The 15632-nt window shown below is 73.8% G+C and carries 10 protein-coding genes; 3 read left to right on the forward strand and 7 right to left on the reverse strand.

Annotated features, from left to right (window positions below; all coding sequences use genetic code 11):
* Positions 1-221: 221 nt before the first annotated feature.
* The 7 genes from ACIRQF_RS03405 to ACIRQF_RS03435 form a co-directional block, all read right to left on the reverse strand.
* Positions 222-1046 carry a DUF1295 domain-containing protein gene (locus ACIRQF_RS03405; RefSeq protein ID WP_382485519.1) on the reverse strand — a complete coding sequence of 275 codons (825 nt, stop codon included), beginning with the start codon at positions 1044-1046 and terminating at the stop codon, positions 222-224.
* A complete protein-coding gene (locus ACIRQF_RS03410; RefSeq protein ID WP_404088416.1) occupies positions 1043-1258 on the reverse strand; it encodes a hypothetical protein in 216 nt (71 codons plus the stop codon). Before ACIRQF_RS03410 ends, ACIRQF_RS03405 begins: the two co-directional genes overlap by 4 nt.
* Complete coding sequence (locus tag ACIRQF_RS03415; RefSeq protein WP_404088418.1) at positions 1255-2634, reverse strand: class I SAM-dependent methyltransferase; 1380 nt, start codon at positions 2632-2634, stop codon at positions 1255-1257. Before ACIRQF_RS03415 ends, ACIRQF_RS03410 begins: the two co-directional genes overlap by 4 nt.
* Entirely contained in the window at positions 2631-3509 is an 879-nt protein-coding gene (locus tag ACIRQF_RS03420) for a DUF1365 domain-containing protein (RefSeq protein ID WP_404088420.1), read from the reverse strand. Before ACIRQF_RS03420 ends, ACIRQF_RS03415 begins: the two co-directional genes overlap by 4 nt.
* The gene (locus ACIRQF_RS03425; RefSeq protein ID WP_404088421.1) at positions 3509-4765 is read right to left on the reverse strand and encodes an NAD(P)/FAD-dependent oxidoreductase; all 1257 of its coding nucleotides are present in this window, start codon (positions 4763-4765) and stop codon (positions 3509-3511) included. Before ACIRQF_RS03425 ends, ACIRQF_RS03420 begins: the two co-directional genes overlap by 1 nt.
* Positions 4766-4859: 94 nt before the next feature.
* A complete protein-coding gene (locus ACIRQF_RS03430; protein ID WP_404088423.1) occupies positions 4860-5579 on the reverse strand; it encodes a sigma-70 family RNA polymerase sigma factor in 720 nt (239 codons plus the stop codon).
* A 216-nt stretch (positions 5580-5795) separates the two neighbouring features.
* Entirely contained in the window at positions 5796-7865 is a 2070-nt protein-coding gene (locus tag ACIRQF_RS03435) for a SpoIIE family protein phosphatase (protein ID WP_376628466.1), read from the reverse strand.
* A gap of 309 nt (positions 7866-8174) precedes the next feature.
* On the opposite strand from ACIRQF_RS03435, the gene ACIRQF_RS03440 reads away from it, so the two are divergent.
* The 3 genes from ACIRQF_RS03440 (at position 8175) to ACIRQF_RS03450 (ending at position 15619) form a co-directional block, all read left to right on the forward strand.
* Positions 8175-8921, forward strand: a complete 747-nt coding sequence (locus ACIRQF_RS03440) for an ABC transporter ATP-binding protein (RefSeq protein ID WP_404088425.1) — start codon at positions 8175-8177, stop codon at positions 8919-8921.
* A gap of 2 nt (positions 8922-8923) precedes the next feature.
* Positions 8924-11860, forward strand: a complete 2937-nt coding sequence (locus ACIRQF_RS03445) for an ABC transporter permease (protein ID WP_404088427.1) — start codon at positions 8924-8926, stop codon at positions 11858-11860.
* 384 nt (positions 11861-12244) lie between these two features.
* On the forward strand, positions 12245-15619 hold the full coding sequence (locus ACIRQF_RS03450) for a pyruvate carboxylase (RefSeq protein ID WP_404088428.1): 3375 nt from the start codon (positions 12245-12247) through the stop codon (positions 15617-15619).
* Positions 15620-15632: the final 13 nt, after the last annotated feature.

The raw sequence follows: 15632 nt of genomic DNA on the forward strand, positions 1-15632 counted from the left end.
ACGCATCTGATAGATGACTGCGGGATCGGAACACCAGTGGGGTGAGTGGGTGCTCGGGTTGGCCTATCGCATGCGCCCTCACCTGCCCAGGCCTAGCGCTGGCCGCTCCCTATGTCTACAAGTAAAAGGCAGGCCGGTCCGCCACGCCACAGCAGCATCAGAGAAAGAGGAGCGGCCACGCCCAAGGTGATCAAACCTAGGAGCGTGACCGGGAAGACACTTTAGGAGCGGGTCGGCGCGGGCGTCGTACGGCGTGGCGGGCGGGGGAAGAAGCCGCTGGTGCGGGCCCGGTAGGCGGCGTAGCCGGGGCGGTCGGCCATGTGTGCCTCCAGCAGGCGCTTGCCGCTGCCCCAGATGAGCAGGCCGCTCATCACGAGCGGCGAGACCAGGGTGAGCAGGGCGGTCTGCCAGGTGGCGCAGGCCGTCAGGTACAGGCCCCACCAGACGAGGAAGTCGCCGAAGTAGTTGGGGTGCCGGGTCCAGCTCCACAGTCCCCGGTCCATGACGCGGCCCCGGTTGGCCGGATCGGCCTTGAAGCGGGCGAGCTGACGGTCCCCCAGCGCCTCGAAGGAGAGGCCGGTCGCCCACACGGCCAGGCCCAGGAGGGCGGTCGGTCCGAGCGGTTCGGGAAGCAGGACGCCGACCTGGACCGGCAGGGAGACCAGCCAGACGAGTCCGCCCTGGAGCAGGTAGACGGTCCGCAGCGCGTAGAGCGTGGGGTTGCCGCGGGCGCGGGCCAGCATCCGGGCGTATCGCGGGTCCTCGCCGTGACCGCGTCCCCGCCGGGCGATGTGGGCCGCGAGCCGCAGTCCCCACAGGACGGTGGCCAGCGCGACGACGGTGCGGCGCACGTCGTCGCCGTGGCCCGCCGCAAGGGACCAGGCCACGACGGCGACGGCCGCGAAGGCGATCCCCCAGGCGACGTCCACGACCCGGTGCAGGCCCTTCGCCGTCCCGACGGCGAAGGCCACCAGCATGACCGCGAGCGCCGCGCCGGCCGAGGCGCCCGTCACGACGGCGAGGACTCCGGTGTCGACGACGGTCACGAGACTCCCCCGCACAGGAGAACGGGCGCGGCCGCCAGGGGAGCGGGGCCGCCCCGGAGAACGGGCGTGACGGGCAGGGAGGCCTCGCGGGCCCGGAGAACGGGCGTGACGGGCAGGGAGGCCTCGCAAAGCATGGGCGTGACGGGCAGGGAGGCCTCGCCGTCGGCGCCGGTCCGTACGGCGAGATGCGGGACGGCTCGCCCGTCGTTCATCGGCTTGCCTCCGTGCGGGGGTCCGCCGTCAGCAGGAGCTGGCGGACGTCGAGGTAGCCGGATCGGAACCCGGCCTCGGAGTAGGCGAGGTAGAACTCCCACAGGCGCCGGAAGACCGGGTCGAAGCCGAGCGCGGCGACCGCGGTCTCCTGACCGCGGAAGCGTTCCCGCCACTGACGGAGGGTCTCCGCGTAGTGGGCGCCGTAGCCGCTGTCGTGGGTGATGCGGAGGCCCGCGGCGGCGCTCTCCCGGGCGAGGGACTCCGGCGAGGGGATCAGACCGCCGGGGAAGACGTACTTGCTGATCCAGGTGTGGGTGCGGGCGGTGGCGAGCATCCGCTCGTGCGGCATCGTGATGGCCTGGAGTGCGACGCGGCCGCCCGGGGCGAGGAGCCGCCGGAGGGCCGCGAAGTAGTCGGGCCAGTACTCGGCGCCTACGGCCTCGATCATCTCGACGCTGACGACGGCGTCGTAGCGGCCGCGGATGTCGCGGTAGTCGAGGAGTTCGACGCTGACGCGGTCGGCGACCCCGGCCTGCGCGACGCGCACGCGGGCGAGGGCGAGCTGTTCCGCGGAGAGGGTGACGGTGCGGACCCGCGCTCCCCTGGCGGCGGCGCGGATCGCGAGTTCGCCCCATCCGGTGCCGATCTCCAGGAGCTCCGTGCCGGGACCGGCACCGGCCAGGTCGAGCAGCCGGTCGATCTTGCGGTGCTGGGCGGCGGTGAACTCCGCGTCGGAAAGGGGGCCGTCGTGCTCCGGGAGGGGGTCGAAGACCGCCGAGGAGTAACTGAGGCCGGGGTCGAGGAAGAGGGCGAACAACTCGTTGGAGAGGTCGTAGTGGCGCTGGATGTTGGTACGCGCCCCGTCGGGGGTGTTGCGGTCGGCGGCGGGCCGGCGCCGCACCCAGGCGCCGCGCAGTCGGCGCAGCGGGGCGGGGACGAGTTCGTCGACGTGCCGGGCGAGCACGGTGAGGAGCCCGACGAGGTCGTCGGCGTCCCACTCGCCGGCCATGTACGACTCCCCGAAGCCGATGAGGCCGTCGGCGCCGATCCGGCGGTGGAAGGAGACGGGGTCGTGGAGCGTCAGGGTCGGCAGGGCGGTGTCGCCTTCGCGGCGCGTGGGCACCGCGGCGTCACCCGCACGGCCCCGGGGCAGCGTGCCGAGGTCCCCATGGCCCGGCGCGACGGAGGAGCCGTCAGCGGTGTGCTGTATCCGCAGGGGCAGCCGGGCGAGCGCCCGTTCGACGAGGCGCCGGGCGACGGCGGTGCGTACGGCCGAGGCGCGGGGCCGCCGGGCGACGTCGGGCCAGCGGACCGGGTCCACCGGGACCGCGTCCGCCGGAGTGACGGGTGCGGCCGAAAGGACGGAGGGGGTCACGGAGTGCCTTCCTTCGGGGTGGAGAGGGGGCGAGGTCGGGGACGGACGGGCAGGCCCTTGAGGTAGAGGCGGATCCCGTGGCGGCGGATGCCGACGGAGACGGCGAGGGTCGACCAGGGGCGGCGCAGCGCGGCGGCGAGCAGCATGCGGGGGCGTGCGGGCCGGTGGGTGCCGTGGACGACTGCCGTCAGGGGGCGGGTGCCGTCCCCGTGGCGGAGCTGGACGGTGAGGTCGAGGCGGTCGCCGGGCAGCGGCAGGCGCATCCGGTAGACGCCCTCGACGTCGAGGAACGGCGAGACGTAGAAGTCCTTGGCGACCTCGGCGCGGCCCCGCTCGTCGGGGCGCAGCAGATAGGCGTGGCGCCCGCCATACGTGTTGTGCACCTCCGCGACGGCGCAGACTGGACGCCCCGCGCTGTCGTGGCACCAGTACAGGGTCAGCGGGTTGAAGACGTGCCCGAGGACCCGCGCGTGCGTCAGCATCAGGACCCGCCCGTCCGCGTCCTCGACACCGTGGGCGGCGAGGTACGCGTCGAGGCCGGCGCGGAGGGTGGGGGCGTCACCGTCGAAGTGGTCGCGGGGGTCGAAGCGGGCGAGCGGGCGCAACGGCCGGGGCAGCACCGGCAGGTCGTCCAGGTCGACCAGCCACTGGTAGGTGCGGTGGCGCAGGGCGTAGCGGAAGGGGGTGACCCGGGTGTGGGTGATCTCTATGTCGTACAGGGCGGGCACCTGCGGTGGGGCGACGGCGTCCGGTGTGCGGCGCTCGGGCGCTCCCGGTGTACGGGGGCCGGGCGCGTCCGGTGTACGGGCAGCGGGCGTGCCCCGTGTCGGGGCGGCAGGCGTGTCCGGTGTATGGGGCCCGGGCGTGGTGGGCATCACCAGGTCACCCCCAGGTGCCGGGCGGCCTCGACGCCGGAGCGGCAGCCGTCCTCGTGGAACCCCCAGCCGTGGTACGCGCCCGCGTAGGCCGTGACCGGGCTGCGGAGGCCGGGCAGGAGACGCTGGGCCGCCACGGACTCCGGCGTGTAGACGGGGTGTTCGTAGGTCATGCGGGCCAGGACGGCGGACTCGTCGAGCCGGTCGTCCGGGTTGAGGGTGACGATGTGCGGCTCGCTCGCGCGGAGCCGCTGGAGCCGGTTCATGTCGTAGCTGACCTGGACGGCGCCCGGACGCGCGGTGCACGAGGGCAGCCGGTAGTTCCAGGACGCGCGGGCGTGCGGCGAGCGCGGCAGCAGCGTGGTGTCGCGGTGCAGGACGGTCGGGTTGCGGGAGTAGGTGAAGGCACCGAGGACGCGCCGTTCCTGCTCGGTGGGATCGGCGAGGAGGCGCAGGGCCTGGTCGGGGTGGACCGCGACGACGACGGCCGCGTGCTCCGTCGACTCACCGTCCGCGGTCACGACCGTGGCGCGGTCGGCGCCGCGTACGACGGCACGGACCGGGGTCGCGGTCCGGACGGAGCTCACGGACTTGGCCACGCGCTCGACGTACGCCGCGGAGCCCCCGGTGACGGTCTTCCACTGCGGGGAGCCGGTCACCGAGAGGAGTCCGTGGTGGTCGAGGAAGCGGAACAGGTACACGGCCGGGTAGCGCAGCGCCGTGTCCGCGGCGCACGACCAGACCGCGGAGACCAGCGGGATGGCGAAGTGGCTGACGAAGTAGCCGGAGAAGCGGTGGGCCCGGAGGAAGTCCCCGAGCGTCCGCGTCGTGTCGTCGGCGGACAGCAGCCGCCGGGCGGCCCGGTGGAAGCGCGGGATGTCGGCGAGCATGAGGAGATGGCGGCCCCGGCGGACGTTCCCGCCGCCGAGGAGGCCGCGGATCCCCCGCGCACCGGCGTATTCCAGGCCGCATCCGTCGCAGCGGACGGACATGCTCATCTCGGAGTCCTGCGTGGAGACGCCGAGTTCGCGGAAGAGGCGGAGGAGGTGGGGGTAGGTGCGCTCGTTGTGGACGATGAAGCCGGTGTCCACGTGGAGCGTGGCCCCCTCGCGGGCCGGGAGTTCGTGGGTGTGCGCATGGCCGCCGAGCCGGTCCTCGGACTCGTACAGCACCACGTCGTGGGCCCGGGACAGGACGTGGGCGGCGGTGAGTCCCGCGACCCCGGCCCCCACCACCGCGATGCTTCGTCCGTTCATCGTCTCCACCCTCGTGCGGGGGCCGGCGGCCGGTGACGGCCGCGACCCGTGTCTCTGCTGTCTGTTGTTCGGAGCCCTCGCCCGGCCGGACGGGTCAGCCCGGGGTCGCGGCGAGGGCGAGGTTGTGGCGCATGCGCTGGAGGCCGCGGCGTGCGTGGCTCTTGACCGTGCCGAGCGGCATGCCGGTGTGGTCGGCGATCTGTGTCTGGGTCAGGTCGGCGAAGTACGCGAGTTCCAGGATGTCGCGCTGTACTCGGGGCAGCCTGGCCAGTTCCTCGGTGACGACGAGCCGGTCGAGGATCCCCTCGGGCTCGCCGGCCGTCCTGCTCTCGTGCTCCAGCACGGCGCCGAGGACCGAGGTGAGTTCGGTGCGCCGGGTGCGGGCGGTCAGGGCGTCGGCGATCTTCCGTCGGGTGATGCCGGTGAGCCAGGCCGGCAGGGTCCCCCGGTCGGGGCGGAAGTTGGCCCGGCCGCGCCAGGCCGCGACGAACACCTGCTGGGTGACGTCCTCCGCCTCGCGGGGGTCGCCGAGCGCCCGGGCGGCGAGCGTGTGGACCAGCCGTCCCCAGCGGCGATAGGCCGCGTCGAGCGAGCCCTCGTCGCCCCGGACGAGTCGGCGGGCGATCGATGCGTCGCTGTCGAGGGCGTCGGCGGGGTCGGCGGGGTCGGCAGTGACGCCGGGGTCGGCGGCGTCGGCAGTGACGCCGGTGCGGGCGGTGCCGACGGCGTCGGCCGCGTCTCCGTCGAGCCGCGCCTCGCGCGGGTGGGGCTCTGTCGGGACTGCGAGGTCGCCGGTCATCCGGTGTGCGGTCATGACGCTTCCTCCTCCGGGTGGTGGCGGCATCCACCAGGGCCGTCCGCCGCTGCGGCGGTCCGCCGGGACCCGACCGGTCCCGTGTTCCTCCACGTTCCGACCCGCAGACCGTTGGTCACAACTCGCATCGATTCCGCATTGAAACGACGCGGGCGGGTGTCGGCCCGGCACCGGAGGGGCGCGGGGAAGGGAAAGGGAGGGGAGGGGAGGAGGAGCTCAGGCCTCGGGGGCGATGCGGGCGACGAGCAGGGCGATGTCGTCGTCCGCCGCGGCCGGGACCAGGTGGGTGAGCAGGCGGTCGCAGAGCGCGGGCAGGGACGGGACGGGCGCGGCGAGCAGGTCGGTCAGTTCGGTGAGGCGCGCGTCGATGTCGCTGCTGCGGGCCTCGACCAGGCCGTCCGTGTAGAGGACGAGGAGGCTGCCGAGGGGCAGCACGACATCGGTGGTGACGAAGGGGATGCCGCCGACGCCCAGCGGCAGCCCCGGCGGTACCTCCAGCAGGCGGACGGAGCCGTCGGGCGCGACGGTCGCCGGGGGCGGATGGCCCGCGTTGGTGATGCGGCAGCGACCGGTGGCCGGATCGACCACGACGGACAGGAAGGTCGCGAGCATCGGTTCGGCGAGGTCGTGCAGGGCCTCCTCCAGCTGGTACAGCATGTCCTCGGGGGCGAGGTCGAGGCGGGCGAGGGCCCTGACGCTCGCGGACAGCCGCCCCATCACCGCCGCGGCCGCGGTGCCGTGCCCCATCACGTCACCGATGACCAGCGCGGCCCTGCCGTCCTCCAGGCCGATGACGTCGTACCAGTCGCCGCCGACCTCGTTGACGTCGCTCGCGGGCAGGTAGCGGTGCGCGACCTCGATCCCCGGTGGCGGGCTGATGTGCTGGGGCAGCATGCTGCGCTGCAGGACGGCGGCGGTGTCGTGTTCGCGGCGGTAGAGGCGCGCGTTGTCGACGCAGACCGCGGCGCGGGCCGCCAGCTCACCGGCGAGGGCGACCTCGTCCTCGGTGAAGGGGCCCAGCGGCCGGGTCCGGTAGAAGGTGGCCATGCCCAGTACCACCCCGCGGGCCAACAGCGGGATCATCATGAACGAGTGGACCCCGAGCCGGACCAGCTCCGCGGGCACGGTGGAGTGACCCACCGCCGGGGCGACGGCCTGCTCGTCGAACTCGGGGACGACGTACGGACGGCAGGCGCCGAGCACCCGGGTGTACGGCGCGTTGGCGGGAAACCCGAGGGTGCGCCCCAGCGGCGCGAGGACGGCCGTGACGGGTGATCCGGTCAGCGGGGCCTTGGCCAGCCGGCGCAGCGTGGTGCCGCCGACCAGGCCGCCGCCGAGCTCGCTGCCCGAGGCCAGACTGTCCAGGACGTCGACGGTGACGGCGTCCGCGAGGTCGGGTACGGCGATGTCGGCGAGTTCCTGCGCGGTGCGTTCCAGGTCCAGGCTGGTGCCGATCTTGAGGGTGGCCTCGTTGACCAGGGCCAGGTGGCGCCTGCCCTCCTCGGCTTCGAGCTGCGCCTGCTGCTGGGCGGTGATGTCGATCAGGGTGGCGGCGAGTCCGATCGGGCGTCCGTCGGTGTCCTCCAGCCGCACGTACGACCCCGACCACACGTGGTCGTGGTCCGGGTCGGCCGGGGTGCGGCCGGTGCGGCGCGAGTCCAGCACGGGCCTTCCCTCGTCCAGGGCCCGGCGCATCGCGCGCTCCATGTCCGCGGCGTTGACGTCGGGGAGGATCTCGACGAGGCGGCGTCCGATGTGGGCGGCCTGCGAGAGACCGTTCATGGCCTCCAGCGCCGGGTTGACGCGCAGGAACCTCAGGTGGGTGTCCAGGATCGCGATGCCGACCGGGGACCGGGAGAACAGACCGTCCCACACCGCCGACGAGCCGCGGATCCGCCGCGCGGCCTCTGCCTCCGAGGCGAGCACCAGCACCGTCGTCCCGCCCCGGTGCCGGGCCGGGACCGGGCACGCCCAGATCTCGAGCTCCAGCGGGCGTCCCTCCTTGTGCCAGGCCGTCACCACGCCCATCACACCGCGCCCGGTGGCCGCCCCCTCCCACAGCGAACGGCCGAGACTGCGGTCCGCGTCGGGATGGAGCAGCTCGGCGATGTGCCGGCCGAGCACCTCGTGCGGGGTGTAGCCGAGCAGGTCCTCGGCCGCGTGGTCCCAGCGGACGATCGCTCCGTCCGCGCTGGTCGCCACCACGGCGACCGGGAGGGCCCCCAGCCACCCGCCCGCGTCCCGGGCCGCGCTGGTGGTCACCTCGTCGAAGGGCACCTGCTCCATCGCCACCGCGATTCTCGTCCGTACGCGCCCCCGACAGCCGCCGTCCTCCTCAGTATGGGCGCGCGTCCCGGGTTCGTCTCGCGGACCGTGACCGGGCGGGTCCGGTCCGCTGCGCCGCGGCCCGCTCCGGACCGTCACCGGGCCCATGGGGCTGTGGCGGCCTGGTCGTCCCGGGGGCGGGCGCACCCAGTTCAGGACCGTGCACATGGTCCTCATGATCCTCATGGGCCTCATGGTCCCGGACGGGGCCGTTCGTCCCCCCGCCGGGGCCTGGACGGCCGTAGCCGCGGACGGGGTTCCGGGCGTCGGATGGAAGACGTGAACAGCGACCGCCCCCTCCTCGTCGCCACGGGAGTCCGCAAGATCTACCGGACGGGCTCGGTGGCGGTCACCGCTCTGGACGGCCTCGACCTCGTCGTACGCCAGGGCGAGCTCGTGGGGGTGATGGGTCCCTCCGGCTCCGGCAAGACGACCTTGCTGAACTGCCTGTCCGGGCTCGACGACATCGACGGCGGCCGGGTGGAGATCGACGGTCACGACCTCTTCGCGATGTCGGACGCCGCACGCACGGAGCACCGGGCCCGCACGATGGGCTTCGTCTTCCAGTCCTTCAACCTCATCCCGGTCTTCTCCGCGGCGGAGAACGTCGAGCTCCCCCTGCTGCTGGTGGGCACGCGCCCGCACGAGGCCCGGCGCAGGGCGCTGGCCATGCTCGACCGGGTCGGCCTCGCCCATCGCGTCGAGCACCGGCCCAGCGAGCTCTCCGGTGGTGAACAGCAGCGCGTGACCATCGCCCGGGCGCTCGCCGGGCGGCCGGCCGTCGTCTGGGCGGACGAGCCGACCGGCAACCTCGACAGCGCGATGGCCGACCAGGTCATGGACCTGCTGTGCGCGCTGAACCGGGAGGAGGGCCAGACGATCGTCCTGGTCACCCACGACGCCGCCATCGGGGGCCGGGTCCCCCGGCTGATCCGGATGCGCGACGGACGGCTGGTCGACGACCTCCGGCGGTCCGTCCCGGCCCCGGACGCGGTCACCGACACCTCGCGGGGCTGACGATGTACCCGAACCTCCTGGCCCCGCTGCTGGTCGTCCTCGCGCTCGTGCTCGTGGTGCTGGCCGTGGTCGCGGTCCGGCAGCCGGTCTCGCGCCGGCTGGCCTTCCGCCGAATCGCCCGACGGCGTACGGAGGCCGCGCTGGTGATCGGCGGATCGGTCCTGGGGACGGCCGTCATCATCGGCGCCCTGGTCGTCGGCGACACACTGGACTTCTCGGTGCGGCAGGAGGCCTACCGCACGCTGGGTCCGGTGGACGAGCGCGTCGTCGCACCGCCCGGCCCCAACGGGCGCGCCACCGCCGGGCGTCTGGCCGTCCTCACCGGCGACCCCGACATCGACGGCGTCCTGAACGCCACGACCACCCAGGCGTCGGGCGTCAGCCGCGCCGGAGGCCGCACGATCGCCGAACCGCGCGTCCTTGCCTGGCAGATGGACTTCGACGCGGCGGCCCGCTTCGGCGCCCGGAGCGGGGGCTCCGGGATCGACGGGCCGAACCCGGAGCCCGGCCGGGTCGTGATCAACGAACCGCTGGCGCGGTCCCTGCGCGTGGGAGCCGGGGAGCCGGTCACGCTCTATCTGTTCGGCGCGCCGCACACCTACCGGGTGGACCGCGTGGTGCCGGAGAAAGGTCTGGCCGGTATCGGGCTGGGCGGCCGCCTGAACCGGGACGCGTTCCTGGCGCCGGGCACCCTGGACGCGGCCGCCCGGGCCGCCGGGACGGAACCCCGCTCGGTCACCTTCGTCTCCAACCGCGGCGGCGTCGAGAGCGGGGACGCCCTGACCGGCACGGTCACCCAGGACATCCGCCGGGCCCTGGGGCCGCTCTCCGGCCGGGCGGCGGTCGACACCCCGAAACACACGGTGCTGCGGGACGCCGAGAAGGCCGGGGACTCGCTCGGTGCGCTGTTCCTGATGATCGGCAGCTTCAGCATCATCGCGGGTGCGCTGCTGCTGGTGAACATCTTCGTCATGCTGGGCGAGGAGCGGAAGGCCCAGATGGGCATGGTGCGGGCCCTCGGGATGACGCGTTCGCGCCTGGTCGGCTCGTTCACCCTCGAAGGGGCGGCGTACGCCCTGCTCTCCGCGCTGCCGGGGGCGGCCATCGGGGTCGCCGTCGGCTGGGGCGTCGCCGTGGTCGCCGCGGAGATCTTCCGTGGCTGGTCGGTCGGCGGCAGCAGCCTCCGGATCGCATTCGCCGTCACCCCCACCAGCATCCTGAACGGCGTGGCCCTGGGCCTTCTGATCGCCGTCGCGGCCATCGTCGGGACGAGCGTCCGCATCAGCAGGTTCAACATCATCGCCGCCATCCGGGACCTGCCGGCGTCGACGGGGCGCCCCCCGCGCCGCAGGCTGCTCGTCGTGTGCGGCACCCTGTCGGTCCTGTTCGCGCTCGCGGCCGTCCCCGCGATCGCCCGCAGCCAGGCCGAGGGCACCTACCTCATGCCCGCCCTCGCCCTCGCGTTCGCCACCCCCGCCCTGCTGCGGGCGATGCCCCGGCACGCCGTCACCACGCTCGTGGCGGGCGCCGTGCTCGTCTGGACGCTGCTGGCTCCGGTCCTGCGTCCCGCGATCTTCGACACCCCCTCCATGTCCGTGTACGTCATCCAGGGAGCCCTCGCCGCCTTCTCCGCCGTGGTGCTCGTCAGCGACAACCAGAAGACGCTGCTCCGCCCCGTACGGCGGCTGCTCGACCGCCCGTCCGAGTCCGGTCTGGCCGCGCGCCTCGCGGTCGCCTACCCGCTGGCGAAGCGCTTCCGCACCGGCGCCACGCTCGTGATGTACACGCTGATCGTCTTCGTCCTCGTGCTGCTGACCGAGATCTCCGGCATCCTCCGCGCCGGTGTCGACGGCGTCGTCGCCGACGCCACGGCCGGCTACTCCCTGCGGCTCGACCACAACCCCCAGGTCGCGGGCGACCGGCTGCTCACCGCATTGCGGGGCGGCCCCTCGGCCGCCGGCATCGCGGCCGTCACGCCGCTGCTCAACGCCACCGGCCGGGCAAGCGACCCGGGGCACCGCGGCACGCAGCCGCTGGACGTCGCGGCCGTCGGCGTGCCGGACGGCGCGATCAGCGGCATCACCTTCCGCGAGCGCCTGCCCGGGCTGGCCGACGACCCCGCGGTCTGGCACGCCCTGGCCACCGACCCCCGGTACGTCGTCCTGGACGGCTTCCTCGGGAGCACCGGCGGCCCGGCCGGCGACTACTACGACCCCGGTGACACCCTCACCGTCACGGCCCCCCGGACGGGCCTCGGCGAACGGAAGATCATCGCCGGCGTCCTCGACAACGGGATGGTCTTCTACCCGGGCACCGGCGCCAGCTCGACCACCTACCCCGTGGTGATGGGCGAGCGGAGCATGCGCGCACTGTTCGGGGACCAGGCGCAGACCGCCTCCGCCCTCGTCCGCACCCGGCCCGGGGTCTCCCCCGACGCCCTGGCGACCCAGCTGCAGGGCGAGCAGCTGTCGTCCAGCCTGGTCGCCACGCCCATCGCATCCGAGATCCGCCACCAGTTCGACTCCAGCACCGCCTTCTTCCGGCTCATGCAGGGCTTCCTGGCCCTGGGGCTCGGCGTGGGCATCACCGGCCTCGGCGTCGTCATGGTCCGGGCGGTGCGTGAACGCCGCCGCACGATCGGCATCCTGCGGGCCCTCGGCTTCCGGGCGCGCACCGTGCGGCGGTCCTTCCTCTGGGAGAGCGCCTTCGTCGCCTCGGAGGGGATCGTGCTCGGCTCGCTCCTCGGGGTCCTCACCACCTGGCTCATGTACCGCAACAGCGCGGCCTTCGAGGGGCTCGAAGGCGGCTTCCCGCTCGAGTGGACCAGCATCCTCGGGCTGGCCGCGGCCACGTTCGCCGCGTCGGTCCTGGCCACCCTGGGCCCGGCCCGCCGCGCCGCCGCCATCCGCCCGGCGCGCGCGGTCCGGGTCGCGGACTGACCGGGCGCCGGATGTGCCGCCGGACGGGCCCCACCCGCCGGCCGTGCCGCTGGACGGGCCCCGCCCGCCGGCCGTGCCGCTGGGCGGACCGCACGGCACCCGCGGTGCGCGACCGTCCGCCCGGCCGCCGACGACGCGGAACCTCCGGTCGCCCCTCACCGCGCTGGCCCGCGGACGGCGGGGCATTGCTCGTGCCCCTCACGGAGGCCCGCGACGCGATGATCCATGTCACTGTCGTGGAAGCTTCAGAACGCCGCCGCGCAGCCCTTAGCGTGGCCGAGACGAGCCGGGCACGACGCGGGCGAGTGCCGCTCCGAGGCGGCGGGTACTCGGGTGAGGTGTCGGACCCGTACTGCTCATCACCGGCAGGGTGAAGGGATCAGGATGTTCCGCAAGGTGCTGGTGGCCAACCGCGGCGAGATCGCGATTCGCGCGTTCCGCGCTGGCTATGAACTAGGTGCGCGCACGGTGGCCGTGTTCCCCCACGAGGACCGCAACTCACTCCACCGGCTCAAGGCCGACGAGGCGTACGAGATCGGGGAGCCCGGACACCCGGTACGGGCCTACCTGTCCGTGGAGGAGATCATCCGGGCGGCCCGGCTGGCCGGTGCCGACGCGGTCTACCCGGGGTACGGCTTCCTGTCCGAGAACCCGGAGCTCGCGCGCGCGTGCGAGGAGGCGGGCATCACGTTCGTGGGCCCGTCCGCGCAGACCCTGGAGCTGACCGGCAACAAGGCGCGTGCGGTGGCCGCCGCCCGCGAGGCCGGCGTACCCGTGCTCGGCTCCTCGGCGCCCTCCACCGACGTGGACGAGCTGGTCGCGGCCGCCGACGGCATCGGCTTCCCGGTGTTCGTCAAGGCCGTCGCCGGCGGCGGCGGCCGCGGCATGCGGCGGGTCGAGGACCCGGCGACGCTGCGCGAGTCCATCGAGGCCGCGGCCCGCGAGGCCGAGTCCGCCTTCGGCGACGCCACCGTCTTCCTGGAGAAGGCCGTCGTCGACCCCCGGCACATCGAGGTGCAGATCCTCGCCGACGGCGAGGGTGACGTCATCCACCTGTACGAGCGGGACTGCTCGCTGCAGCGCCGCCACCAGAAGGTGATCGAGCTCGCGCCCGCTCCGAACCTCGACCCCGCCGTGCGGCAGCGCATCTGCGACGACGCCGTGAGGTTCGCCCGGCAGATCGGCTACCGCAACGCGGGCACCGTGGAGTTCCTCCTCGACCCCGAGGGCAACCACGTCTTCATCGAGATGAACCCGCGCATCCAGGTCGAGCACACGGTGACCGAGGAGGTCACCGACATCGACCTGGTGCAGTCGCAGATGCGCATCGCCTCCGGTGAGACCCTCGCCGACCTCGGCCTGACGCAGGAGTCCGTGGTCCTGCGCGGCGCCGCGCTGCAGTGCCGGATCACCACCGAGGACCCGGCCAACGGCTTCCGCCCGGACACCGGCATGATCAGCGCGTACCGCTCGCCGGGCGGCTCGGGCATCCGGCTCGACGGCGGCACCACCCACGCCGGCACCGAGGTCAGCGCCCACTTCGACTCGATGCTGGTCAAGCTGACCTGCCGGGGCCGGGACTTCAGGACCGCCGTCGACCGGGCCCGGCGCGCGGTGGCCGAGTTCCGCATCCGCGGCGTGTCCACGAACATCCCCTTCCTGCAGGCCGTCCTCGACGACCCGGTCTTCCAGGCCGGTGAGGTCACGACGGCCTTCATCGAGCAGCGGCCGCACCTGCTGACCGCACGCCACTCGGCCGACCGCGGCACGAAGCTGCTCACCTACCTCGCCGACGTCACCGTCAACAAGCCGCACGGTCCCCGTCCGGAACTCGTCGCCCCGGCCGACAAGCTGCCCCCGCTGCCCGGCGGCCGGCCGGCCGCCGGCTCCCGGCAGCGGCTCGCCGAGCTCGGTCCGGAGGGCTTCGCGCGGAGCCTGCGCGAGTCGCCGACCCTGGGGGTCACCGACACCACCTTCCGGGACGCCCACCAGTCGCTGCTCGCCACCCGGGTACGGACCAAGGACCTGCTCGCCGTCGCCCCGACGGTGGCGCACACGCTGCCGCAGCTGCTGTCCCTGGAGTGCTGGGGCGGCGCCACCTACGACGTCGCCCTGCGCTTCCTCGCCGAGGACCCCTGGGAGCGCCTGGCGGCGCTGCGCGAGGCGGTGCCGAACATCTGCCTGCAGATGCTGCTGCGGGGCCGCAACACCGTGGGATACACCCCGTACCCGACCGAGGTGACGGACGCCTTCGTGCAGGAGGCCGCCGCCACCGGCATCGACATCTTCCGCATCTTCGACGCGCTCAACGACGTCGACCAGATGCGGCCCGCGATCGAGGCCGTACGGGAGACCGGGACGGCGGTCGCCGAGGTCGCGCTCTGCTACACCTCCGACCTCTCCGACCCCGCGGAGAAGCTGTACACCCTGGACTACTACCTGCGGCTGGCGGAGAAGATCGTCGCCGCGGGAGCCCACGTCCTGGCCGTGAAGGACATGGCAGGTCTGCTGCGCGCCCCCGCCGCGGCCACCCTGGTGTCCGCACTGCGCCGGGAGTTCGACCTGCCGGTGCACCTGCACACCCACGACACCGCCGGCGGCCAGCTCGCCACGTACCTCGCGGCGATCCAGGCGGGCGCGGACGCGGTGGACGGCGCCGTGGCCTCGATGGCCGGCACCACCTCGCAGCCCTCGCTGTCGGCGATCGTCGCCGCCACCGACCACTCCGACCGGCCCACCGGGCTCGACCTGCAGGCGGTCGGCGACCTGGAGCCCTACTGGGAGAGCGTCCGCAAGATCTACGCCCCCTTCGAGGCGGGTCTGGACTCGCCGACCGGCCGCGTCTACCACCACGAGATCCCCGGCGGGCAGCTCTCCAACCTGCGCACGCAGGCCGTCGCCCTCGGCCTGGGCGACCGCTTCGAGGACGTCGAGTCGACGTACGCCGCCGCGGACCGGATGCTCGGCCGGCTGGTCAAGGTCACGCCGTCGTCGAAGGTCGTGGGCGACCTCGCGCTGCACCTCGTCGGCGCCGGTGTGGCGCCGGAGGAGTTCGAGGCGACCCCGAACCGCTTCGACATCCCCGACTCGGTCGTCGGCTTCCTGCACGGCGAGCTCGGCACGCCGCCCGGGGGCTGGCCCGAGCCGTTCCGCACCAAGGCACTGGAGGGGCGTGCCGGCCCCAAGCCGATGCAGGACCTCACCGCAGAGGAGCGCACCGGCCTGGCCAAGGACCGGCGCGCCACCCTGAACCGCCTCCTCTTCCCCGGCCCGACGAAGGCGTTCGAGGCGCACCGCCAGGCGTACGGGGACACCAGCGTGCTCGACAGCAAGGACTTCTTCTACGGGCTGCGCCCCGGGAAGGAGTACAGCGTCGACTTCGGGCCCGGCGTGCGGCTGCTCATCGAGCTGGAGGCCGTCGGCGAGGCGGACGAGCGTGGCATGCGCACCGTCCTGTCCACCCTGAACGGCCAGCTGCGGCCGATCCAGGTGCGCGACAACGCGGCGGCCGCGGATCTCCCGGTGACCGAGAAGGCCGACCGGTCCGACCCCGGTCATGTGGCCGCGCCGTTCGCGGGCGTGGTCACGCTGGCCGTCGCCGAGGGCGACGAGGTCGAGGCGGGTGCGACGGTGGCCACCATCGAGGCGATGAAGATGGAGGCCTCGATCACCGCCACGCGGAGCGGACGGGTCTCCCGCCTGGCCATCAGCCGGATCCAGCAGGTGGAGGGCGGCGACCTCCTCGTCGAGATCCGCTGAGGCGGCGGGCGGA

This window comes from Streptomyces sp. NPDC101191 (assembly GCF_044767915.1).
In the GTDB taxonomy this organism is placed as follows: Bacteria; Actinomycetota; Actinomycetes; order Streptomycetales; family Streptomycetaceae; genus Streptomyces.